Annotated in this window: 21 protein-coding genes and 1 pseudogene; 11 read left to right on the top strand and 11 right to left on the bottom strand. The window is 65.6% G+C overall.

The features are described from left to right. Positions 1 to 61 precede the first annotated feature (61 nt). Positions 62 to 822: pseudogene (locus XH92_RS07045) on the top strand (IS5 family transposase). Between the two features lie 144 nt (positions 823 to 966). Here XH92_RS07045 and XH92_RS07050 read toward each other — a convergent pair. The 3 genes from XH92_RS07050 to XH92_RS07060 all read right to left on the bottom strand — a co-directional run bounded on the left by XH92_RS07050 (position 967) and on the right by XH92_RS07060 (position 3,140). Then, positions 967 to 1,230 (bottom strand): hypothetical protein, encoded by a 264-nt coding sequence (locus tag XH92_RS07050; RefSeq protein ID WP_194461148.1) that lies wholly within the window; start codon positions 1,228 to 1,230, stop codon positions 967 to 969. A 175-nt stretch (positions 1,231 to 1,405) separates the two neighbouring features. Continuing rightward, positions 1,406 to 1,882 carry a hypothetical protein gene (locus tag XH92_RS42910; RefSeq protein WP_246788300.1) on the bottom strand — a complete coding sequence of 159 codons (477 nt, stop codon included), beginning with the start codon at positions 1,880 to 1,882 and terminating at the stop codon, positions 1,406 to 1,408. 481 nt (positions 1,883 to 2,363) lie between these two features. Beyond that, positions 2,364 to 3,140 (bottom strand): protein phosphatase CheZ, encoded by a 777-nt coding sequence (locus tag XH92_RS07060; protein ID WP_194461149.1) that lies wholly within the window; start codon positions 3,138 to 3,140, stop codon positions 2,364 to 2,366. 311 nt (positions 3,141 to 3,451) lie between these two features. Here XH92_RS07060 and XH92_RS07065 point away from each other — a divergent pair, with 311 nt between their 5' ends. Continuing rightward, positions 3,452 to 4,261 (top strand): L,D-transpeptidase, encoded by an 810-nt coding sequence (locus tag XH92_RS07065; protein WP_194458597.1) that lies wholly within the window; start codon positions 3,452 to 3,454, stop codon positions 4,259 to 4,261. Between the two features lie 224 nt (positions 4,262 to 4,485). On the opposite strand, the gene XH92_RS07070 is transcribed toward XH92_RS07065, so the two are convergent. The 6 genes from XH92_RS07070 to XH92_RS07095 all read right to left on the bottom strand — a co-directional run bounded on the left by XH92_RS07070 (position 4,486) and on the right by XH92_RS07095 (position 10,714). After that, positions 4,486 to 5,316: a DUF2076 domain-containing protein gene (locus XH92_RS07070; protein ID WP_194458598.1), complete on the bottom strand. Its 831-nt coding sequence runs from the start codon at positions 5,314 to 5,316 to the stop codon at positions 4,486 to 4,488. A gap of 136 nt (positions 5,317 to 5,452) precedes the next feature. Next, positions 5,453 to 6,295 (bottom strand): ChbG/HpnK family deacetylase, encoded by an 843-nt coding sequence (locus tag XH92_RS07075; RefSeq protein ID WP_194458599.1) that lies wholly within the window; start codon positions 6,293 to 6,295, stop codon positions 5,453 to 5,455. Next, positions 6,292 to 7,338 carry a glycosyltransferase family 2 protein gene (locus XH92_RS07080; RefSeq protein WP_194458600.1) on the bottom strand — a complete coding sequence of 349 codons (1,047 nt, stop codon included), beginning with the start codon at positions 7,336 to 7,338 and terminating at the stop codon, positions 6,292 to 6,294. The genes XH92_RS07075 and XH92_RS07080 overlap by 4 nt, the downstream gene beginning before the upstream one ends. A gap of 81 nt (positions 7,339 to 7,419) precedes the next feature. Continuing rightward, positions 7,420 to 8,397, bottom strand: coding sequence for an ATP phosphoribosyltransferase (gene hisG / locus XH92_RS07085; RefSeq protein WP_194458601.1), 978 nt, complete (start codon positions 8,395 to 8,397; stop codon positions 7,420 to 7,422). Further along, positions 8,394 to 9,554: an ATP phosphoribosyltransferase regulatory subunit gene (locus tag XH92_RS07090; protein WP_194458602.1), complete on the bottom strand. Its 1,161-nt coding sequence runs from the start codon at positions 9,552 to 9,554 to the stop codon at positions 8,394 to 8,396. The genes hisG and XH92_RS07090 overlap by 4 nt, the downstream gene beginning before the upstream one ends. Before the next feature lie 362 nt (positions 9,555 to 9,916). Next, entirely contained in the window at positions 9,917 to 10,714 is a 798-nt protein-coding gene (locus XH92_RS07095) for a 16S rRNA (uracil(1498)-N(3))-methyltransferase (protein ID WP_194458603.1), read from the bottom strand. Positions 10,715 to 11,172: 458 nt separating this feature from the next. On the opposite strand from XH92_RS07095, the gene XH92_RS07100 reads away from it, so the two are divergent. Both XH92_RS07100 and ubiA read left to right on the top strand, forming a co-directional pair. Beyond that, positions 11,173 to 11,904 (top strand): hypothetical protein, encoded by a 732-nt coding sequence (locus tag XH92_RS07100; protein ID WP_194458604.1) that lies wholly within the window; start codon positions 11,173 to 11,175, stop codon positions 11,902 to 11,904. A 25-nt stretch (positions 11,905 to 11,929) separates the two neighbouring features. Then, a complete protein-coding gene (gene ubiA / locus XH92_RS07105) occupies positions 11,930 to 12,862 on the top strand; it encodes a 4-hydroxybenzoate octaprenyltransferase (protein ID WP_194458605.1) in 933 nt (310 codons plus the stop codon). A 402-nt stretch (positions 12,863 to 13,264) separates the two neighbouring features. On the opposite strand, the gene XH92_RS07110 is transcribed toward ubiA, so the two are convergent. Next, entirely contained in the window at positions 13,265 to 13,789 is a 525-nt protein-coding gene (locus XH92_RS07110) for a DUF6101 family protein (protein ID WP_194458606.1), read from the bottom strand. A 276-nt stretch (positions 13,790 to 14,065) separates the two neighbouring features. Here XH92_RS07110 and XH92_RS07115 point away from each other — a divergent pair, with 276 nt between their 5' ends. From XH92_RS07115 to lpxK, 6 genes are all read left to right on the top strand, one after another. Then, a complete protein-coding gene (locus tag XH92_RS07115) occupies positions 14,066 to 15,454 on the top strand; it encodes a TldD/PmbA family protein (protein ID WP_194458607.1) in 1,389 nt (462 codons plus the stop codon). Then, positions 15,441 to 16,250, top strand: coding sequence for a 3'(2'),5'-bisphosphate nucleotidase CysQ (locus XH92_RS07120; RefSeq protein WP_194458608.1), 810 nt, complete (start codon positions 15,441 to 15,443; stop codon positions 16,248 to 16,250). Before XH92_RS07115 ends, XH92_RS07120 begins: the two co-directional genes overlap by 14 nt. 130 nt (positions 16,251 to 16,380) lie before the next feature. After that, on the top strand, positions 16,381 to 16,629 hold the full coding sequence (locus XH92_RS07125; protein WP_050628541.1) for a DUF4170 domain-containing protein: 249 nt from the start codon (positions 16,381 to 16,383) through the stop codon (positions 16,627 to 16,629). Further along, positions 16,626 to 17,339: a lysophospholipid acyltransferase family protein gene (locus XH92_RS07130; RefSeq protein WP_194458609.1), complete on the top strand. Its 714-nt coding sequence runs from the start codon at positions 16,626 to 16,628 to the stop codon at positions 17,337 to 17,339. Before XH92_RS07125 ends, XH92_RS07130 begins: the two co-directional genes overlap by 4 nt. Continuing rightward, positions 17,302 to 18,636, top strand: a complete 1,335-nt coding sequence (locus XH92_RS07135; protein ID WP_194461150.1) for a 3-deoxy-D-manno-octulosonic acid transferase — start codon at positions 17,302 to 17,304, stop codon at positions 18,634 to 18,636. Before XH92_RS07130 ends, XH92_RS07135 begins: the two co-directional genes overlap by 38 nt. Next, positions 18,629 to 19,651: a tetraacyldisaccharide 4'-kinase gene (gene lpxK / locus XH92_RS07140; protein WP_194458610.1), complete on the top strand. Its 1,023-nt coding sequence runs from the start codon at positions 18,629 to 18,631 to the stop codon at positions 19,649 to 19,651. The genes XH92_RS07135 and lpxK overlap by 8 nt, the downstream gene beginning before the upstream one ends. A gap of 14 nt (positions 19,652 to 19,665) precedes the next feature. On the opposite strand, the gene XH92_RS07145 is transcribed toward lpxK, so the two are convergent. Then, complete coding sequence (locus XH92_RS07145; RefSeq protein ID WP_016848019.1) at positions 19,666 to 19,893, bottom strand: DUF2093 domain-containing protein; 228 nt, start codon at positions 19,891 to 19,893, stop codon at positions 19,666 to 19,668. 187 nt (positions 19,894 to 20,080) lie between these two features. Between XH92_RS07145 and XH92_RS07150 the strand changes: the two genes are divergently transcribed. After that, complete coding sequence (locus tag XH92_RS07150) at positions 20,081 to 20,908, top strand: dienelactone hydrolase family protein (protein WP_194458611.1); 828 nt, start codon at positions 20,081 to 20,083, stop codon at positions 20,906 to 20,908. The last annotated feature ends 42 nt before the right edge of the window (positions 20,909 to 20,950 follow it).

Consider the following 20,950-nt stretch of genomic DNA (forward strand, 5'->3'; position numbering starts at 1 on the left):
AGGATTCCCAAGCGGTTTGATCGCTGATTCATAGAGTTCCGTGATTCGAGACACGGAGCAGATGGTGGCGGCGAAACGATATGAGCTGACGGAGGCGCAATGGGCGAGGGTTGCGCCACTGCTGCCGGGGAAAGCCGGCGACCCGGGACGGACGGCTGCGGACAATCGACTGTTCGTCAACGGATGTTTGTGGGTCTTGCGATCGGGCGCACACTGGAGCGACCTGCCGGAACGGTACGGCAAGTGGAAAACGGTGCATCAGCGCTTCAGCCGCTGGTGCCATGCCGGCGTCTGGGAGCGCGTGTTCGCTGCTCTGACCGCCGATCGCGACAACCAGTATCTGATGATCGACAGCACCATCGTTCGCGCCCACCAGCAGGCGACGAGCGGAAAAGGGGGGCCAAAGATCAGGCGCTGGGGCGTTCCCGAGGCGGACTGACCACCAAGATCCACATGCTGGCTGATGCGCTCGGCCGTCCGCTCCGCTTCATCGTCACGGCTGGGCAAGTTAATGACATCACCCAGGCGCCCGCACTGCTCCACGGCCAGAGCGGCGATGCCGTGCTCGCCGACAAGGCCTATGACAGCAACGCCTTGCGTGCGATCATCGCGGAAATCGGCGCAACGGCGGTGATCCCGTCAAACCGCACCCGCAAGATCATCATTCCGCACGACGCCGACGCCTACAAACAGCGCAACCGCATCGAGCGCTGCTTTTGCCAGCTCAAACACTTCCGACGCTTGGCAACCCGTTATGACAGGCGATCTGACAACTTTACTGGCTTCATCCATCTCGCAGCCGCAATGATCTGGATGCAATGAATGTCGATCGGCCCTAGATCAATCGCCCAAACAAAAACGCCGGCCTGAGGGCCGACGCTTTTCGTCTGTGCATCAACGAACCTCAGGGAGCACGGATCTGGCTTGCCGTGCGCACCCAATCGTCGTGACTTGCAAAGACCTGCTCTATCGCCGCACGCCAACCCGATTGACGCCGCCATTCAGGTTGCCGCCGGCGTTATGACGGACCGCAGCCCGCGCCACCGGACGAGGTCTGAGCACGACGCCTGCCCTCGCCACGCAGCCGTGCGGATAACCAACGTACTGGCAGTAGACGACGGCCTTGGCCGGCGCCGGAGCGAGCGCGACACCTGCTGCCGCCAACAAGAGGCTGGTCGCAATGCCCGCAACTGTCACCGACTTGGTCGAGAGAATGTTCGTCCGATGCATGGTGATCCTCTTCATCGCAGCCGAACCGACAAATGATGGCGCCGGTTCAGGTACGGCTGAACATATCAACGGCGAGGGATCGGCGATGTTGACGTAGATCAACGCCGGGCGCTCTGCTTCATATGAAAGAGGGCGGCTCATTGAGCCGCCCTCTTTCCGTGTCGCTGCGCGGGTCTCACTGGCAGACGTAAGTGTGGCCGTCGGCCATCTTCGTCATCGTGCCGGGCTCGCAGCCAATGCCATTGGCTGCCTTGTAGTCCGTCCATCCGGCATATCCGTAATACGGGCTGACCCCATGGTAGGCTCGTGCCGGATAGTAAGGCTGGCCAAAGTGGGGATCGGTCTGCGCGGCGTATGCATCGGTCCAGTTATTCGTGCCCCAGCCATAGACCGGCGCAGTGGCGGCTGCCGTGGCGACCGCGGCCGTGGCGGCGATCCCCGCGCCGACGCCGTACCCGTAGGCGGCGCGCCGGGTGTGACGACGCGCAACGCCCGCGGCGCTCACGGGCGTGAGCGGTCGGCCCACGCGCGCCTGGGCACTTTCGACCGACGCTGAAACGCCGCCCTGCTCGGACCAGGTGATGGAGAACAGTGTCGCACAAGCGAAAGTCGAGAGAGCAATTGCAGTATTTCTGACAATTCTTCGCGTCATGTTTGATCTCCAGTGTTGAGTAGTCCAGTGGCTCCCCCCAATCAGTGATCCCTCAACAAGCCGCAGGTATCAGCGCGGAAGAAACCCGCCGCGCATCGTCACGGTTTCAATGACGGCCGCGCCCGAGCGAAATCTGCTCGCTCTCGGATGCGCGCAACGAGTGGCCGGCAAACCTGGACTGTGTGCTGTCTGGAAATACGAAGCCCCGCTCGGGGCGACCGGATTCACTCCGGAAGTCCGATGCAACCGGCACCCAATCTTGGCTCCCGGCACACGCATGACAATTTCCCTCACGCACAGTATGCGCCCGCGACAGCGGACCTGCCAGCAAATTTCCAGATGTCACAATTGGCACAAACTGCATGCGGTCGAGACGAAGGTTCTGACAACTCTGTCTGGTGATTCCTCACGGGGTTGGACCATCGCCCAAACAAAAACGCCGGCCCGAAGGCCGGCGTTTTTCGTTTCGATCCGACAAATTTCAGTTGAACATCGCGTCGATGTCGTCCTGCGAGGCATGGCCGGCGTCGCCGTCGAGCTTCGGGCCGTTGAGCAGGCGGGCATCGCCCTCGCGGGTGTCGACGATCGGCGGGACGTGGGTCTTGATCGCGTCGACGCCGCCCCAGATGTTCATCATCTCGTTGATGTGCTGTTCGATGAACTTCATCGTCTGCATCACCTTGCTGATGCGTTGGCCGGTGAGGTCCTGGAAGTTGCAGGCCTCGAAGATCGAGACCACGCGCTCCTGAATATCTTCGCTGAGCCGCTTCTGCTGGTCGGGCGTGACGTTGTTCGCGAGCGCCGTCGCGGCCTGGTCGATCGCTTCCACCGCTTCGAGGATCTGCTGGGTGGCCTGTTCGGTGCCGCCGACCACGGCGCCGAGCTCGCCATTGACCTTGGCCATCTCCTCGCCGTTGAAGCTCTTGCCGTGCAGCACGGCGATCTCGCGCTTGGTGCGGCTGATCGCGTCGTGGATCAGGTCGAGCTCGACCTTGAGCTTCTCGCACTGTTCGACCTGCGCGCGGTAGGTCTCGAGCAGCGCGTGCGTTTCGGCGACTTCGCGGGCGACGGCGGCATCGACGCTGTCGCCGGTGCGCTGCGCCGGCGCTGCGGCCATCTGGGCGCGGATCGAGCGAAGCTCCGCCATGATCTCCCGATGCATCGGACCGAGGTCGGCGCCGCCAGTCACTTCCGGCTCCGGCATCACGACTTCACCCATGGCCTGCTCGACACGAAAACGCTTGCGCTTCACTGACATGATTTTCATTCCCGCCCCTTTTACTGAAGTCCGTTCTAGCGAGAGGTGATTTAACGTCAGGTTCACGCGGGAACAGTTTGCGCCGATGGCGCGCAACCGCCGCGCTACCGTCGGTTAACCATGTCGCTGCGGCATTCACGCAAAATAAACGCTGTCGGGCAAAACCGCGCGCCATTGCCGACGTGGTGAATCGAAACGGCCGATCCGTTTACCAAACCGATGCGGTTTTCATTGCTTATTGACCACGTGCAACGGCGCAAGTCGGCGCCCTCGCGCATCACGTCACGACGAAACCAGTACAGAGTACGTCGATGTTCAGGAAAACCACGCTTGCGCTGCTCGCCGGCGCCTCTTCTCTTATTGCCGTTCCCCATCATGCCATGGCGATCGACGCGTCGGCTCAGCCCGAGCCCACCGTGATCTACGCCAACCAGGGCGCGCCGCAGCCGCCGATGCGCACCGCCTATGTGCAGCCGCAACGCTCCAACATGGGCGGCGGCTTCATCGAATTCCTGTTCGGCGATGCGCCATCGTCGCAAGGGTATTCGCGAGAGCCGATGTATCAGCAGCAGCCGGCCTATTACGGCAACCGTCAGGGGCTGCCGCCGATGGATCCGCAGCAGCAGATGATCCGTCAGCAGGAGGAGGCCGCCGGCGATCCGACGCAGCGTCCGTTCGATCCGAGATACGAAAAACAGCTGGTCGATTACAGCGGCAAGGAAGGCGCCGGCACCATCGTCGTCGATACGCCGAACAAGTTCCTCTATCTGGTGCAGGGTGACGGCCGCGCGCTGCGCTACGGCATCGGCGTCGGACGTCCCGGCTTCACCTGGGCCGGAGTCAAGACGATCTCGGCGAAGAAGGAATGGCCGGCCTGGACACCGCCGCCGGAAATGCTGGCGCGCCGTCCCGATCTGCCGCGGCACATGGAAGGCGGCCCGGAGAATCCGCTCGGCGCCCGCGCGATGTATCTGGGATCCTCGCTCTATCGCATCCACGGCTCCAACGAGCCCTGGACGATCGGCACCAACGTCTCGTCCGGCTGCATCCGGATGCGCAACGAGGACGTGATCGATCTCTACGGCCGCGTCAATGTCGGCGCCAAGGTCGTGGTGATGTGAGAAGGGCGCGTCAACCTCCCCTTGAAAAGGGGAGGTCGCTTTGCTCGACAGAGCAAAGCGGGTGGGGATCCTGTCTCTCCACTGGCATGGCCGCGTGTGGCTGACCCCCATCCCGACCTTCCCCCTTTCAGGGGGAAGGAGAAGAGCTTCATCCGGGCAACGGATTGGTCAAAATCAAAACGGCCGCTCGATCGGAGCGGCCGTTGTCGTATCAGCGATCGCGTTTACGCGTAATCGCCGTTGTCGTCGCCGCCGTTGTCGTTGTCGTCGAAGTCGTCGGCGTCTTGATCATCGTCACTGTCCCGGTCGGCCTGCGCCTGGTCGAACGCGCCGGCGCGAGAGCCGCTGTCGCGGTTGGAGCCGACATCGTTGATCCCCGCGTCACGCGCGAGGTCGCTCGACGACTGGTCGCCGCCCCAGGGGCGCGAACCGCCGCCGAGGCCGCCGGCATCGGCCAGCGACTGATGGCTGCCGCCACCCATCATGCCGCGGATGCTGGAGAGTAAGAGACCGCCGCCGACCACGCCGGCTGCGGCCGCAGCCGCCGTGCCGAGGAACGAGCCGCCGCCGCCACCGGGCGCGCCGCCGCCGAAGGCCGGGGGCTGCGGGCCGCCATAGGGCTGACCGTACTGGGGCTGGCCGTATTGCTGCGGCGGCTGGCCATAACCGCCCGCCTGCTGCATCGCCTGGCCCGAGTTCCAGACCGGGCGGCTGCCGCCAACATCCGGCGGGCGCACCGGCGGCACCGAGCCGTGCGGCTGCTGCTGGCCCTGTCCGAAGATCGCATCGCGCATCGAATCGAGGAAACCGCCGCCCTGCTGCTGCGCTCCTTGCTGCTGGCCGACCGCGGCCTCGAGCTGCTGGATCCGGTCATGGGCGCGCTTCAGCGCCTCGTCCTGCACCAGCGCTGTCTGCACCAGCGCATAAACCGCATTCGGCGCGCTGCGCAGGCCCTGCATGATCGCGGACATGGCCTCGCTGTCGCGCGGGGCATTCTCCAGCTTGGCGAGCCGGTCGAAGAGATCGTCGATCAATTGGCGTTCTTGCGGTGTCATGGCGTTCTCCATCGCGTCGATCGAATCGGCGCGTCCGAGATGTAGGACGGGCTTTGTGGCGCAAGGAGTGGGGGCCCGAATTAAATTTATGTATGCGACAATACGACCGGACGAACCTTGTCAGGCCGATGTAACTTTATTCGAGTGTAACTTTGTTCAGGGCCAGCAGAGCGGGGAAATCGTCGCCCGCGAGATAGGCATGCTCGGTTTGGCGCTGCGTCGTCAGCGGATCGAGGCTCTTCAGAGTTTCATCGACGAAACCGGGATGGCACATCACCAGCCCGTCCTCGGGCAGGCCGTCGAGAAAGCCGCGCATCAAGCCTGCGAAATCGTTCTCGCGTGTAAAGTCATAGGCGCCGGCGAAGGCCGGGTTGAAGCGCAGGCCCGACCGCTGGGCCTTGATCCGAAATTGCGTGCTGAGCACGTTCAGCACCAAGGCCTTCGGCGCCGTGAGCTGGCGCGCCAGCGGACCTTCGCGGCCGCACTGCCGCACCCAGGCGTCCGGCGCGCGCTCCTTCACGGCGCGCAGGAACCCGTCGCGCACCTGCGGGAACAGCTGCGCGTGCTGGTGGCCGTCGACGAAATCCGGCGCGCGGCCGAACAGATCGTGGAAGGCGTCGAGCTGCGCCAGCACCTCGGCATGGACCAGTTCGGCGTCGAGCCGGTGCATCAGCCCGGCGCGCAACAGCCGCGGGAAGGGCAGGAACATGTCGCCGTCGAGCGGGCGGAAATGCATCGTCAGCGGCCGGAATGGCGCGGTCAACGTCACATGCAGTCCGATCGCGCAGCGCGGGCTTTTCGCCACCGAGGCCTGCAATGCAGCCGCAGCTTCACGGCCGATCGCCGGCGTCACCATCATCACCGACGTCGCGTTGAGGCGGCCGCGTTCGATCAGATCGCGGATTGCGCGGTTGACGCCATCACTCAAGCCATAGTCGTCAGCACACAGCCAGATCCGGCGCGGCGTATCCGTGTTCATTCGGCGGCGGTCCGCTCGGTCGCGCCCTGCGCCGCGCCGCCATCGGCGTGCTTCTCGGTGTGCTCGGCGACGAAGTAGATCGGGCGCGCCTTCAGCTCGGAGAGGATCTTGCCGATATATTCGCCAACGATCCCGATCATGATCAGCTGCACGCCACCGATCGTCATCATGCCGATCATCAGCGACGGATAGCCGGGGACCTGCTTGCCGGTGGTCAGCACCTCCCACAGGATCGAGAGGCCGAACAGGAACGCCGCGCCGGCGAGCAGCGCGCCGAGCAGGCTGGCGAAGCGCAGCGGCGCCACCGAGAACGAGGTCAGGCCCTCGATCGAGAGGCCGATCAGCCGGCCGGCGTTGAAGGTGGTGACGCCATGCGCGCGCGGCGCCGGCTCGTAGTCGACGCGGATCTGCTTGAAGCCGATCCAGCTGGCGAGGCCCTTGAAGAAGCGGTTGCGCTCCGGCAATTGCCGCAGGGCCGCGGCCGCGCGCGGCGACAGCAGGCGGAAGTCGCCGGCATCCTCGGGAATCTGCTGCCGCGCACCCCAGTTGATCAGCGCGTAGAAGCCGCGCACGGCAAGCCGGCGCGCCGCCGATTCATTGTCGCGATGCGCTTTCGCCGTGTAGACCACGTCGTAGCCGTCGTCGATCCAGTGCGCGACCAGCTGCTCCACCAGGGTCGGCGGATGCTGGCCGTCGCCATCCATGAACAGCACCGCGCCGCGGCGGGCGTGGTCGAGGCCGGCCATCAGCGCCGCCTCCTTGCCGAAATTGCGCGACAGCGACACCACCTGCAGGTCGAGCCCATCGGCGGGCAGGCCGCGCGCGATCGCCAGCGTATTGTCCGCGCTGCCGTCGTCGACATAGACCACTTCGCAGTTGAGCCCGTAACGGGCGCGCAGTGACTTCGCGAGGTCGATCAGCCGTTGGTGCAGCGCCACAAGCCCGGCGGCCTCGTTGTAGACGGGCACGACGATGGACAGACCCTGTGCGGCGGCGGTCTTGGCGGTCGTGGTCAGGCTGGAAACGTCAGAGCCCAGCATCATCGGTCAGGTTCCAGAAAATATCCCTTGAATAGAATATGGTACCGACGGCCGGCTGTCGCCAACATGAACGGCGCGGCCGGCTCATTGTCGCAGGAACGCCTCGAGCTTGGCGAACAGCGGGTTCTCGCGGTCGAACACGTAGTCCAGCGACACCACCGACACGGTTTCGGCGCCGTGCTCGCGCAGGAAGCTGCCGAGCGCGTAAAGCTTGCCCGGTGGGCAGTGCAGCGTAAGCATGCCGGACGAGGTCGGTCCCCCGAACGGGGCGACCACGCCGAAACGGGTATGTGCCTCCGACAGCAGCGCGTCGTTGCAGCCGGCGAAGCGGGTGCGGACCTCGCGGTACTTGGCTGCGCGGGCGCGCGCGGCGATGTGGTCGAGGATGACGCGCGCGGTCTCGCGGGCGCCGGTCGACCAGTCGGCATCCCGCGACGCAACGAGGTTGGCCTGGCTGCGCAGCATCACGCCGTCGTCGAGCACCTTGAGCCCGTTGGCGGCGAGCGTCGCGCCTGTCGTCGTGATGTCGACGATCAGCTCGGCGGTGCCGGCCGCGGGCGCGCCTTCGGTGGCGCCGGCGCTTTCGACGATGCGGTAGTCGCCGACGCCGTGCCTTGCGAAGAAGCCGCGCGTCAGGTTGATGTATTTGGTCGCAACCCGCATGCGGTGGTTGTGCTGCTCGCGGAAGCCCGATGCGACGTCGTCGAGGTCGGCCATGGTGCGGACGTCGATCCAGGCCTGCGGCACCGCGACCACGACATTGGCATAGCCGAAGCCGAGGCCCTCGATCATCAGCACGCGCTTGTCGGGATCCGGAATGCTCTCGCGCACCAGGTCCTCGCCGGTGACGCCGAGATGCACCGCGCCGCGCGCCAGATTGGCAGCGATCTCGCTCGCCGACAGATAGGCGATCTCGACATTGTCGACGCCGGCGATGGTGCCGCGATAGTCGCGGGCGCCGCCGGCCTTCGACAAGGTCAGCCCGGCGCGGGCGAAGAAGCTTTCGGCATTTTCCTGCAGGCGTCCCTTGGAGGGAACGGCGACGACGAAGGGCGTGCTCATTGGGCACCTCCGCCGGCCTTGCCATGCCGAGTCATCGCCTCGATCCAGACCGAGAAGCCGACCGCGGGGATCGGGCTCGCCGCGCCGAGCTGCGACATCAGCCCGTCATAGCGGCCGCCCGCGACCAGCGGCTCACTGCCGTTGCCCCTGGCGTGCAGCTCGAACTCGAAGCCGGTGTAATAGTCGAGGCCGCGGCCGAACGCGGTCGAGAACCGCGTCTTGCGGATGTCGATGCCGCGCGCGGCCATGAAGCCGACCCGGCTCTCCAGCTGGTCGATCGCGGCCGTGAGGTTCAGCTTCGCGTCGGCGGCGAGCGCGCGCAGCTGCGCCACCGCGTCGTCGGGATCGCCAGATATGGCGAGGAAGCGCTTGATGGTGGCGACCGCATCGCGCGGCAGTGCGCCGCCTTTCAGCGTCGACTGCTCGAGGAAACGGTCGGCGATCTCCGCCACAGTGCGTCCGCCGACATTGGTGGTGCCGGCGATCGACATCAGGTCGGTGACCAGCGCCAGCGCCGCCTTGCGGTCGGAGCCGGCCAGCGCCGCGAGCACGCCCTCGTATTCGTTGCGGCCCGGCGCGGTGGCCAAGGTCAGCTGCTCGATGTCGTCGGTCAGCGAAACCTTGCGGTTGAAATCCTTGATCAGCCGGCGCCGCCACACGGGATAGAGCTCGAGCGCATCGATCAGCGCGTTGAACAGCGCGACGTCGCCGGTGCGGATCTCGACGTCCTTCAACCCGAACGCGGTGGTCGCCTCTAGCGCCAGCGCCAGCATCTCGGCGTCGGCCGCGGCGCGGTCCTGCCGCCCGAAGGATTCGATGCCAGCCTGCAAGAACTGGCTCGGCGCACCGCCGCGATAGCGGAACACCGGACCGAGATAGCTGAAGCCGGCCGGCTGGCCGGCACGCGGCGAGGCGAGGTAGTCGCGCGCCACCGGGATCGTCAGATCCGGGCGCAGACAGAGCTCATCGCCGCTCGGGTCGGTCGTCAGATACAGGCTCTTGCGGATGTCCTCGCCGGACAGGTCGAGGAACGGCTCGGCCGGCTGCAGGATCGCGGGCTCGGACCTGGCGTAGCCAGCCTGCGCGAACGAGGCCAGCAGCGCATCTGCCCATGAGGCGGATCCGGCGGCAGGTCGTGGTGCGGCAGCTTCGCTCATCTCGACGTCCAATTTGTCCCGAAATCGGGTTCCGGAGCAGGTTCCGTGGGTGGTGTTTGCGGAGCCCTTAGCATGGCCGATCCATGGTTTCGACAGGGATTAGCCAAGTGGCTTAATGATTGGGTTCGTTAACGATTTTACGACGGCTTGGCTAGGGCCGGGCCCGCTGAATTGCGAGTGAGGTGAGCACGCCTCTCAGACTCCCTCCCCCCTTGCGGGGGAGGCTTGGGGAGAGGGGTAAGCCCCGGGCTGCAGCGGTCGAGATAGCTTCGGCTCCGTGCAATCCAGCTCTGGCAACGCGCACGTCGCAAGTGTGAATCCGTGCGAACCGTCACGCGGCGGAGCAAGCGGCAGCCCTCTCCCTAACCCTCCCCCGCAAGGGGGGAGGGAACCCTACCGCCGGTACGTCCATCACTACCCTTCCAATCTCCCAGCGCCGCCTGCACCAGCGCCAGCGCGGCGACGGCGGCGGTGTCGGCGCGCAGGATGCGCGGGCCGAGTGCGAGACGGAGGATGCTGGGCTGGCGCAGCAGCAGCGTGCGCTCCTCCTCGGCAAAGCCGCCCTCGGGACCGATCAGCACGTCGATTCCGGCGTCCGCGGCTTTCGCCGCCTGCAGCGCCTGCACCGGGTTCGCAACCTCGGCCGCCTCGTCGCAGAACACCAGCAGCCGTGCCGGATCGCGCCCCGTCAGGAAGCGCTCGAGCGGGAGGGGCTCGGCGACCTCGGCAAGCGAGATGATGCCGCATTGCTCGGCGGCCTCGACCACATTGGCGCGCATCCGCTCGCCATTGACCCGCGACACCTGGGTAAAACGTGTCAGCACCGGCACCAGCCGCGCCGCGCCCATTTCGACCGCCTTCTGCACCATATAGTCGAGCCGCGCGTGCTTCAGCGGCGCGAACACGTAGGTGACGTCGGGCAGGCGGTCCTGCGTGCGGGTCTGCGCTGCGATCGTCAGCGTGTCGGCCCGCTTGCGGCCGGAAATCGCCGCGCGCCATTCGCCGTCGCGGCCGTTGAACACCAGCACGGTGTCGCCGGCGCCAAGCCGCAGCACGTTGCCGAGATAGTTGCTCTGGTCGCGTTCGAGCGGAACGATTGCGCCGGCACCGAGCGGGGCATCGACGAAGAGGCGGGGGCTGCGAAAATCGTGGTCAGGCATGTCCTTACGTTCCTGAGACGGTTCTTCAGTGCTGCGTGGAGCGTTTACCAAGCCGAGCGACACCGTAATCGCGCGGACTCGTCAGGAACTGGCCGGCCAAGGTAGTAAGGACGCGTCGATACATTGCTTCTGTCACCAAGTCATTTTTTCCAGTCCGGGGGGTCGCTTGCACGCGGCCCCTTTTGTTTTTCAGTCGGTGCGGGACCGCAAAATTCAAACCGGTGCGTCACCGAAAATCCCGTTCAGGCAGATTTGATGGTTGTTTTTTACCGCCGTTCGTAGCCTAAGGGCTTAGAATCGGGGCACAATTTAATGTGGCCGGTGTGGCCCTACGCCGCGCTGTCGCCCAAATCCACGGGTTGTTAAGGGCTCACAGGAATCGTAAAACGCCCCCAAATTCGTTGCTTCGTTTTGTTGCGCTGGGGTTGCCTGGACCTTTTGCCGGAGAAACACCCTCGATGATCCGCCGACTGATCGTGCTGACCGTTGCCGCGACCGCCCTGTCCGCGGGGCACGCTGCCGCCCAGAGCGCATTTCCGGCGCCGCTGCCCAATCAAGGGAAGGCCGGCACCGCCTCGGATCCCGCTTTCCCGCCGGTCAATGGTATGCGTCCAAGCCAGGCTGGTACCGCTTCGGATCCCGCGTTCCCGCCGGTCAACGGCGCGCCGGCGGCCAGGGTCGGCGCCACGCCGTCGGCCTTTCCGAGCAATGGTGCAGCGCCGATCGCAGGCGGCGGTCTGTCGTCGCCGCCGCCCCCGCCGGGGGCCGGCGGTGGCCCCGGTGACGCCTGCATGAAGGATTTCGTCCCGCTGCGCGAGGAGACCGAGAAGCGCGGCAAGGCGATCAAGGCGGCGAGCGACCGCCACGCCAGTCCCCAGGAGGCCTGCAAGCTGATCGGCAATTACAGCCAGGCCGAAGTCAAGATGATCAAATACGTCGACACCAACGCGTCGAAGTGCGGAATCCCGCCGCAGATCTCCACCCAGCTCAAGGACGGCCACAAGAATACCGAAGCGCTGCTGAAGAAGGTCTGCAACGTCGCGGAGCAGGCGGCGGCGCAGCCGCGCGGGCCCGCGGGGCCGTCGCTGAGCGACGTGCTCGGCTCATCCGCCTCGCTGCCGGAAGCGACGCCGACCAAGAAGGGCGGCAGCACCTTCGATACGCTGAACGGCAACGTTCTCACCCGATAAGGGTCCGTCCGATGATTGACCGCAGATGAGTGACGTTTCCGCCCGCGTTGCCGACTCGACAGGCAACTGGGTGGATACCCATGCGCCGGTCTGGTCGCGGCCCTATCTGCGGCTTGCGCGCTACGACCGGCCGATCGGCTCCTGGCTGCTCTTGATGCCATGCTGGTGGTCGGCGGCGCTCGCCGCCGGCGTCGCGCATGATGTCCGCTCGCTGCCGCTCGTCGTCCTGCTGTTCTTGATCGGCGCCTTCGTGATGCGCGGCGCGGGCTGCACCTGGAACGACATCACCGATCGCGATCTCGACGCGAAGGTCGAGCGCACCCGGTCGCGGCCGATCCCGGCCGGGCAGGTGTCGGTGACGCAGGCCGTGGTGTTCATGGTGCTGCAGGCGCTGATCGGGCTTGCCGTGCTTTTGCAGTTCAACCGCTTCGCTGTCATGACCGGCATCGCCTCGCTCGTGATCGTCGCGATCTACCCGTTCATGAAGCGGATCACCTGGTGGCCGCAGGTCGTGCTCGGCCTCGCGTTTTCCTACGGCGCGCTGATGGGATTTGCGGTGACCTTGGAGCGCATCGATCCGGCCGCGATCGCGCTTTACGCCGGATCGATCGCCTGGGTGATCGCCTACGACACCATCTATGCCCACCAGGACGCCGAGGATGATGCGCTGATCGGCGTCAAATCCACCGCGCGCCTGTTCGGCGCACGCACCCATCTGGCGCTTATGATTTTCTACGGCCTCGCCGTGCTGCTGATCGGCGTGGCGTTCGCGCTTGCGGGCGCGCGCTGGCCGGCGTGGATCGGGCTAGCGGCGTTCGCGTTGCATCTCGCCTGGCAGGTCCGCCGGCTCGACACCAGCGATCCCGCACTCTGTCTGCGCATCTTCAAGTCCAACCGCGACGCCGGCTTCATCCTGTTCGCGAGCCTGATCGTCGATGCGGTGCTGCGCGCGGGGTGACGACGCTCTCGTCATTCCGGGGCTCGCGCCAAGTGGCGCGCCCCGGAATGACGGAGAGATGTTGCGAGAATGCGAAGCTGCGTCCCACCACAACTGTCATCGCCCGGCTCGACCGGGCGATCCAGTACGCCGCGGCTTCTCGATTCAAGCATCGGCGTCTCTGGAATACTGGATCGCCCGGTCGAGGCCGGGCGATGACACCGCGTGGTGTGAGACGATGAATCGAAACCCATCCTCATCGTCGTCCCTGCGAAAGCAGGGACCCATAACCACAAATGGTTATCGGTTGTCGATGCCGGAACGACGAGTCCCTTCAACAACGAAAGCTGCGGCGTATGGGTCCCTGCTTTCGCAGGGACGACAGCGGTTGTGAGGCGAGCTGTGTACGAAGAAACGATAAAACTAATCCCGCGCGATGATCTCGCGCTCGTCGCGATGCACGGTGGTGCCGTTGAGGCTGACGCCGGCGCGGCGGCGGACCAGGAATTTCGGGCGGCGCGCGCGGACCGCGTTGCGGCGGCGGCGGCGCGGGGCGGGCTGGCGCGGCGCCGGCTCGGTCAGTTGCGGCAGACGGAAGATGTCGCTCCACATCTGCCAGGCGGAGCTGATCTCCTCGGCATCCGAACCGCTGCCGAGCGGAATGCTGAGCGCGGGATCGCGGTGAACCAGCACCAGCATCTGCGCGTCGTCGATGCCGCGCAGCGCGACGCCGAGGAAATCGCTGACGCGAACGTTGACCGCCATCCGCATGCCGAGAACCGCGCGGCGCAGCACGACATGTTCGCGATGAAGCTCGACCTGCCGCATGCCGCCATCCGCGCGCGCATCCTGCGCGTGGAAGCTGAGCGGAAGGGAAAGAGGGTCGAGCCGTAGTGCGCGGCTCGACCCGGCGGAATTGATTCCGCTTGTTGGTGTTTGACGCCTCAAAGCCTTAGTCTCCCCGCCGGGATTATGTTCCCGGTCGATGTGTGAGAGCCTAGCCGAGCGATCGCCGTTTCGGCTTAAAAAGCCTGGTTAATCCCTCCTCACCTCGTGCCATGATTGACAAGAGGTTGGCCCGCATGATTGACGAAGCCTTGCGCCGATCACTCAAATCTTTGTTGCTCGCCGGTGCAAAGTGCTTGAAATCCCTGTGAATCCGGCACATCTGGTTAGGTCTGTCGACGCCATTCCGGGCCCCCCTCAATCCGCAGGAATTCGTTCGTGAACTCTTCACCATCTGCATCGCGACACGGCGATACCTCCGATCTGTTCGACCAGTCCGGCCTCAGCGATCTCGCGCAGCGGCTGGTCGAAGCCGCAAAACGCGCCGGCGCCGATGCGGCCGATGCCATCGCGGTGCGCGGCGTCTCGCAAGGCGTCGAAGTGCGTGACGGCCGCGTCGAGGAAACCGAGCGTTCCGAAGGCGATGATGTCGGCCTCAGGGTGTTCGTCGGCCAACGCCAGGCGGTGGTGTCGACCAATGACGTCAGCGGCGACGAGATTGCGAAGCTCGCCGAGCGGGCGGTCGCGATGGCCCGCGTCGCGCCGGACGACAAATATGTCGGCCTCGCCGATCCCGCGCTGCTCGCGCATGATTTTCCCGATCTCGATCTGCTCGACCGCACCGTCCCGACCACGGCCGAGCTCGAGCAGCGCGCCATCGAAGCGGAAGCTGCCGCGCTCGCGGTCAAGGGCGTCACCAAGTCCGGCGGTGCGTCGGCCTCGACCGGGATCGGCGGCATGGTGCTGGTGACGTCGACCGGCTTCCACGGCTCCTATCTTCGTTCCAGCCACGGCATCTCGACGACCGCGATTTCCGGTGAGGGCACCGGCATGGAGCGCGACTATGATTTCACCAGCGCGCCGCATGCCTCCGATCTCGATTCCCCCACGACCGTTGGCCGCAAGGCCGGCGAGCGCGCGGTGGCGCGGGGAAATCCGCGCAAGGTCGAGACCTGCAAGGTGCCCGTGGTGTTCGATCCGCGCGTGGCCGGCTCGATTGTCGGCCATCTGGTCGGCGCCATCAACGGCGCCTCGATCGCGCGCAAGACCAGCTTCCTGAAGGACAAGCTCGGCGAGCAGCTGTTCTCCAGGGATATCCGCATCATCGACGATCCCCTGCGCGTGCGCGGCCTGCGCTCGCAGACCTTCGATGCCGAAGGCGTCAAGGTGAAGAAGATCGCGCTGATCGACGAGGGCGTGCTGACCACCTGGGTGCTGGATTCGGCGACCGCGCGCGAGCTTGGCCTGGTCACGACCGGGCATGCGCATCGCGGCGTGTCGTCCTCGCCGTCGCCCGGAACGTATAATCTGCATCTCGAGCCGGGTGCGGTGACGCCGAAGGAGCTGATCTCCGACATCAAGCAGGGCTTCTATGTCACCGACCTGATCGGCTCCGGGGTCAACGGCGTGACCGGGGATTACAGCCGCGGCGCGTCCGGCTTCTGGATCGAGAATGGCGAGATCACCTATCCGGTCAGCGAAGTGACCATCGCCGGACACCTGCTGCCAATGTTCAAGTCGCTGGTCGCCGCCAACGATCTGGAGTTCCGCTACGGCGTCAATTCACCGACCTTGCGTATCGAGGGCCTGACGCTTGGCGGACGCTGATACGGACGATTGGACCAAGGCGCGCGATGCCGCCTTGCTGACCAAGACAGTGCAGGAGGCGGGCCGGCTCGGCCTGTCGATGTTCCGCACCGAGTTGAAGAACTGGATCAAGGGCGCGTCCTCGCCGGTCTCCGAGGCCGACATCGCAGTCAACGACCTCCTGGAGCAGCAGCTGCGTTCGGCAACGCCTGCCTATGGCTGGCTGTCGGAGGAAAGCGCCGACGACGCGAGCAGGCTCGGCAAGCGCTTCACCTGGATCGTCGATCCGATCGACGGCACCCGCGCCTATCTCGCCGGCCGCGAGGACTGGTGCGTCAGTGTGGCGCTGGTTGAAAACGCATCGCCGGTGCTCGCGGCGGTGTATGCGCCGGTGACCGAGGAATTCTTCTTCGCCGCCCGCGGCCAGGGCGCCACCCTGAACGACAGCGGCGTGCACGCGACCACAGGCACCGATTTCAATTTTCCCCGCATGGCCGGACCGAAGCCGCTGGTGCAGCGGCTCAGCCCGACGTCGGACGAGATCACGTTGTTTCCGCGGATCGGATCGCTGGCGCTGCGGCTGTGCCGTGTAGCACAAGGTCGACTTGACGCCGCCTTTGCGGGCGGGCAAAGCCGCGACTGGGATCTTGCCGCCGCGAATTTGATCGTGCAGGAAGCGGGTGGTAAGATGACCGCGCTCTCGGGGGAAGCGATTGAGTACAATCGCCGGGAGGTGACGCATGGGGTGCTGGTGGCAGCAGGACGCGAACGTCATGCACGCATTGTCGAGCATTTTCGCAACCGTCCATTGCCGTAAGGCCCCGCCGATCCGCGCCGCGTTTCCGATCGTGACGAACGGACCTGTTACGACAGACCTGTGACGACCAGACTTGTGACGATCAAGACTTCACTTCTTTGCCGGGCATCTCGTTAGGAAAACCACCATCATGTCAGACAATGCCCAGCCGCAGCTGCTTCACCTCGTTATCGGCGGCGAGTTGACCGATCTCGAGCACAACACCTTCAAGAATCTGGACGAAGTCGAGATCGTCGGGGTCTACCCGAACTATGCGACCGCCTATGCGGCCTGGAAGGCGAAGGCGCAGGCGACCGTGGACAACGCCCAGATGCGCTATTTCGTCGTTCACCTCCACCGGTTGCTCGATCCCGAGCAGGACACAAAGCATTCCCATTGAAACGACTTCTTCGCGATCTGCTGCGCAGCGGCTTCGTGCAGCGCGCGCTGGGTGTGCTTGCGGCCGAGTATCTGCGGCTGGTGTGGTACACCAACCGCTTCATCTATCAGCCGCATGACGTCTACGAGATCGTCGAGCCCCTGATGCCGGCGATCTTCGTGTTCTGGCACGGCCAGCACTTCATGACGCCGTTCATCAAGACCAAGGACAGCTACCGCGCCAAGGTCTTGATCTCCCGCCACCGCGACGGCGAGTTCAACGCGCTTGCGGTCGAGCGGCTCGGCATCGGCACGATCAGGGGTTCCGGCGACCATTCCGGCGCGTTCCATCGCAAGGGCGGCGTCGGCGCCTTCCTGGAGATGGTCCGGGCGCTGGAAGACGGCTGCAACATGGCCACTACCGCCGACGTGCCGAAGCGGGCGCGGGTGGCGGGCCTCGGGGCCATCATGCTGGCGCGGGAAACCGGCCGGCCGATCATCCCCTTTGCGATGGTCACCAGCCGATTCATCCGGTTGAAAAACTGGGATTCCACGACCATCAATTTGCCATTCGGGCGCGGCGCAGTGGTAGGTATTGAGCCGGTCTATGTGCCGCCCGATGCCGATGCCGCGACGATGGAAAAGCTTCGGCAGCACGTGGAGAACCTGCTCAACGAAGCGACCCGGCGTGCCTATGCAGCCGTCGGCCGGCCGGAGGCAACGCTTGGCTAGCTCGCTACCGATGACGTTGCGTGTCTACCGCAAGCTGTCGTCCGCGATGGTGCCGCTGGCGCCTGCCCTGATCAAGCGGCGGCTCAAGCTCGGCAAGGAAGACCCCGAGCGGGTCGGCGAGCGGCGCGGCGTCAGCGCCGATACCAGGCCGCAGGGGCCGCTGGTGTGGATCCACGGCGCCAGCGTCGGCGAGGTGCTGGCGGCCGTGGGGCTGATCGAGCGGCTGCGCGCACTCAATCTGCGCATCCTGCTGACCTCAGGCACGGTGACCTCGGCCGCGATCGTGGCCAAGCGCTTTCCGCCCGACGTGATCCATCAATACGTGCCGTACGACTCGCCGCGCTACGTCGCGCGCTTCCTCGACCACTGGCATCCGTCGCTGGCGCTGTTCATCGAGTCCGACCTGTGGCCGAACCTGATCCTGTCGAGTGCCGCGCGGCGGCTGCCGATGGTCTTGATCAACGGGCGGATGTCGCAGCGCTCGTTCCCGCGCTGGCGCCGGGTCTCCAACACCATCGGGGCGCTGCTCGGCCGGTTCGACATCTGCCTCGCGCAGTCGAAGATCGATGCCGAACGCTTTGCCGCGCTGGGCAGCCCCAATGTCATGGTCACCGGCAACCTCAAGCTCGACGTCGCGGCGCCGCCGGCCGATCCGGCCAAGCTGGAGCGGCTGATGTCGGTGACGCGCGGCCGCGCGATCGTGGTCGCCGCATCCACCCATCCGGGTGAGGAAGAGCTTCTGATCGAGGCACACAAATCGCTCGCCGGATACTTCCCCGGGCTGCTCACGGTGATCGTGCCGCGGCATGCCGCGCGCGGCGAGGCGGTGGCGCGGCTGGTGACGGAAGCAGGGCTGCGCCCCGGGCTGCGCTCGCATGAGGAGCTGCCGGTCGCGACAACCGATATCTACGTCGCCGACACGATGGGCGAGCTCGGCCTGTTCTATCGCCTGGCGCCGATCGTGTTCATGGGTGGCTCGCTGGTCGCGCATGGCGGCCAGAATCCGATCGAGGCGATCAAGCTCGGCGCTGCGATCGTGCACGGCCCGCACGTCTTCAATTTCACCGACGTTTACGAGGCGCTCGATCGTGCCGGCGGCGCGCGCCGCGCCGACGATCTGGAAGCGCTGGTCAAGCAGCTCGGCCAGTTCCTCGCCAACCCCGTGGCGCGCGATACGTCGGTGGTCGCCTCCGAGCGCGTCGTCGAGCAGCTCGGGGGTGCGCTGGACCGCACCGTGACCGCTCTCGAGCCCTATCTGTTGCAGTTGCAGCTCGAGATGGGAGCCGCCAATGCGTGAGCCGGCCTTTTGGCACCGGCCATCGTCTTGGACATCGCAATTGCTCCGACCGCTTGCCGCACTCTACGGCGCGGTGGCCGCGCGGCGGATGCAGCACTCCGGCGTCGACGCCGGCATTCCCGTGATCTGCGTCGGCAATTACCATGTCGGCGGCGCCGGCAAGACGCCGACGGTGCTGGCGCTGGCAAAGCTGCTGCGCGAGCTCGACGAGCGGCCGGTGGTGCTCAGCCGCGGCTATGGCGGCAGGCTTGCCGGGCCGGTCAAGGTCGATCGCGGCAGCCACACGGCGGCCGATATCGGCGACGAACCGCTGATGATGGCGGAGAGCTTGCCGGTCGTGGTGTCGCGCGACCGTGCCGCGGGCTTGGCGCTGGCGCGCGCGCAGAATGCGAGCGTGATCCTGATGGATGACGGCTTCCAGAACCCATCCGTGATGAAGGATTGCTGCCTGATCGTGATCGACGGGATGCGTGGCGTCGGCAATGCTCGCGTCATTCCGGCAGGCCCGCTGCGTGCGCCCTTATCGCCGCAGCTCGCGAAGACAGATGCGTTGATTGTGGTCGGCGATGGCCATGCGGCACGGACGATCGAAATCGAGGTCGAGTCACGCGGCAAGCCCGTGCTTGCAGCCTATCTCAAGCCGGCGGATGCTTCGGTTGCTGAACTGCGCGGTAAACGCGTGCTGGCATTTGCCGGGATCGGCGATCCCGCGCGGTTCTTCAAGACGCTGCAGGCAAATGGCGTCGAGATCGTCAAAAGCCGCGCTTTCGCTGATCACCACCCGTTCTCAGAGAAAGATATTCAGGACCTGTTCTCGGAAGCCATGCGGGAACAGCTGATACCGGTGACGACCGAGAAGGATTTGGCGCGGATACGCGGTGGCGAAGGCATGCTGCCCTGGGTCCAGGGAGTTGTCCCGTTCGCGGTGACGATGCAGTTCGAAGAGCCCGATACGCTGCGGCGCTTCGTGAGCGATCAGTTGTTCAAGGCAAGGGAGCGGAGGCTGGGCAAATGAGCCCGGCCTTGAGCCTAGGCCTGCGGCTTGAGCACGCCCGGATGGTGGCGCTGCAGCACGGCGGTCGGGGTGGCGTAGGCCTCCTGCAGGTCGACGCTCCAGTACTTCAGCTCGTCGAGCGGAATCCGGACGTCGGTGATGGCACAGCGCACAAAGGTGCCGGGCGAGATCACGCGGAAATCGCCGTCGAGATATTGCACCTGCGCTTCGCCATGGCCCGAGGGACCGAACTTGTTCAGCACGTTTGAGCTCTCCGCCTTGCCTCGAACGAGGCCACCTTAAATGTTCATGAAGCCGTCTATCACAGATAGGGTGTCATGTCCGCCCGTTAAACCACCGACTTGTGATGATTTGGCGGCGGACCCGCATGGTAGCGTTGCGCGCATGGTCCGCTGTGTTGGCAGCGCCATAACGAGCCGGCCGGATCGGATGCGCCTCACGTCAGTTTTCATGTGCCTCGGCATGCTTGCCGGGCCGGCTGCGGCGGCGCCGCTTCCGGCCCCGCACCAGGTCGAGATTGCCGAAGGCAATGTCACGCTGCACGCGCAGCTCTACCGGCCGGATGGCGATGGCCCGTTCCCGACGGTGATCGCGCTGCATGGCTGCGGCGGTCTTGCCGGCCGTTCCGAGGCCGTGCTGCCGCGCTATCGCGACTGGGCCGAGCAATTGCTCACGTCCGGCCATGCGGTGCTGCTGCCGGATAGCTACGGATCGCGCGAGCTGGGCCCGCAGTGCCGCATCCGGGAGCACCAGGTCCAGACCCGCCGCGCGCGGGTTGCGGACATCAATGCCGCGCGGCAGTGGCTGGTACAGCAGAAATGGGTCGCCAAGAGCCGCATCAGCCTGATCGGCTGGGGCAATGGTGCGGCCGCCTTGTTGTGGGCGGTACGGCCGCAGATGTGGTCGCGCAACCTCGAGCCGGATTTCCGTTCCGCGATCGCGTTCTATCCGGATTGCCGCACCTCGTTCGGCCTCGGCTGGAGCGCGCGGGTGCCGACGCTGGTCTTGATCGGCGCGCGCGATGATGTGACGTCATCGTCGGCCTGCCACCAGATGGTCGACGGCGCGCGCGGCCGCAGTGCGCTGGCGCGGATCGTGGTCTACCCCGAGGCCTATCACGATTTCGACCGCGCCAACCTGCCGCTGCATGCGGTCGCGGCCTCGGATGCCGATATGGCGGAGCGCGGTCACATCGGCACCGATACCGACGCGCGCAAGGATGCGCAGAAGCAAGTCGCGGAGTGGCTGTCGCGCTAAAGCATGATCCGGAAATGTGCGCAGCGGTTTTCCGAGGAGATC

It is taken from the genome of Bradyrhizobium sp. CCBAU 53421 (assembly GCF_015291625.1).
Classification (GTDB): Bacteria; Pseudomonadota; Alphaproteobacteria; order Rhizobiales; family Xanthobacteraceae; genus Bradyrhizobium.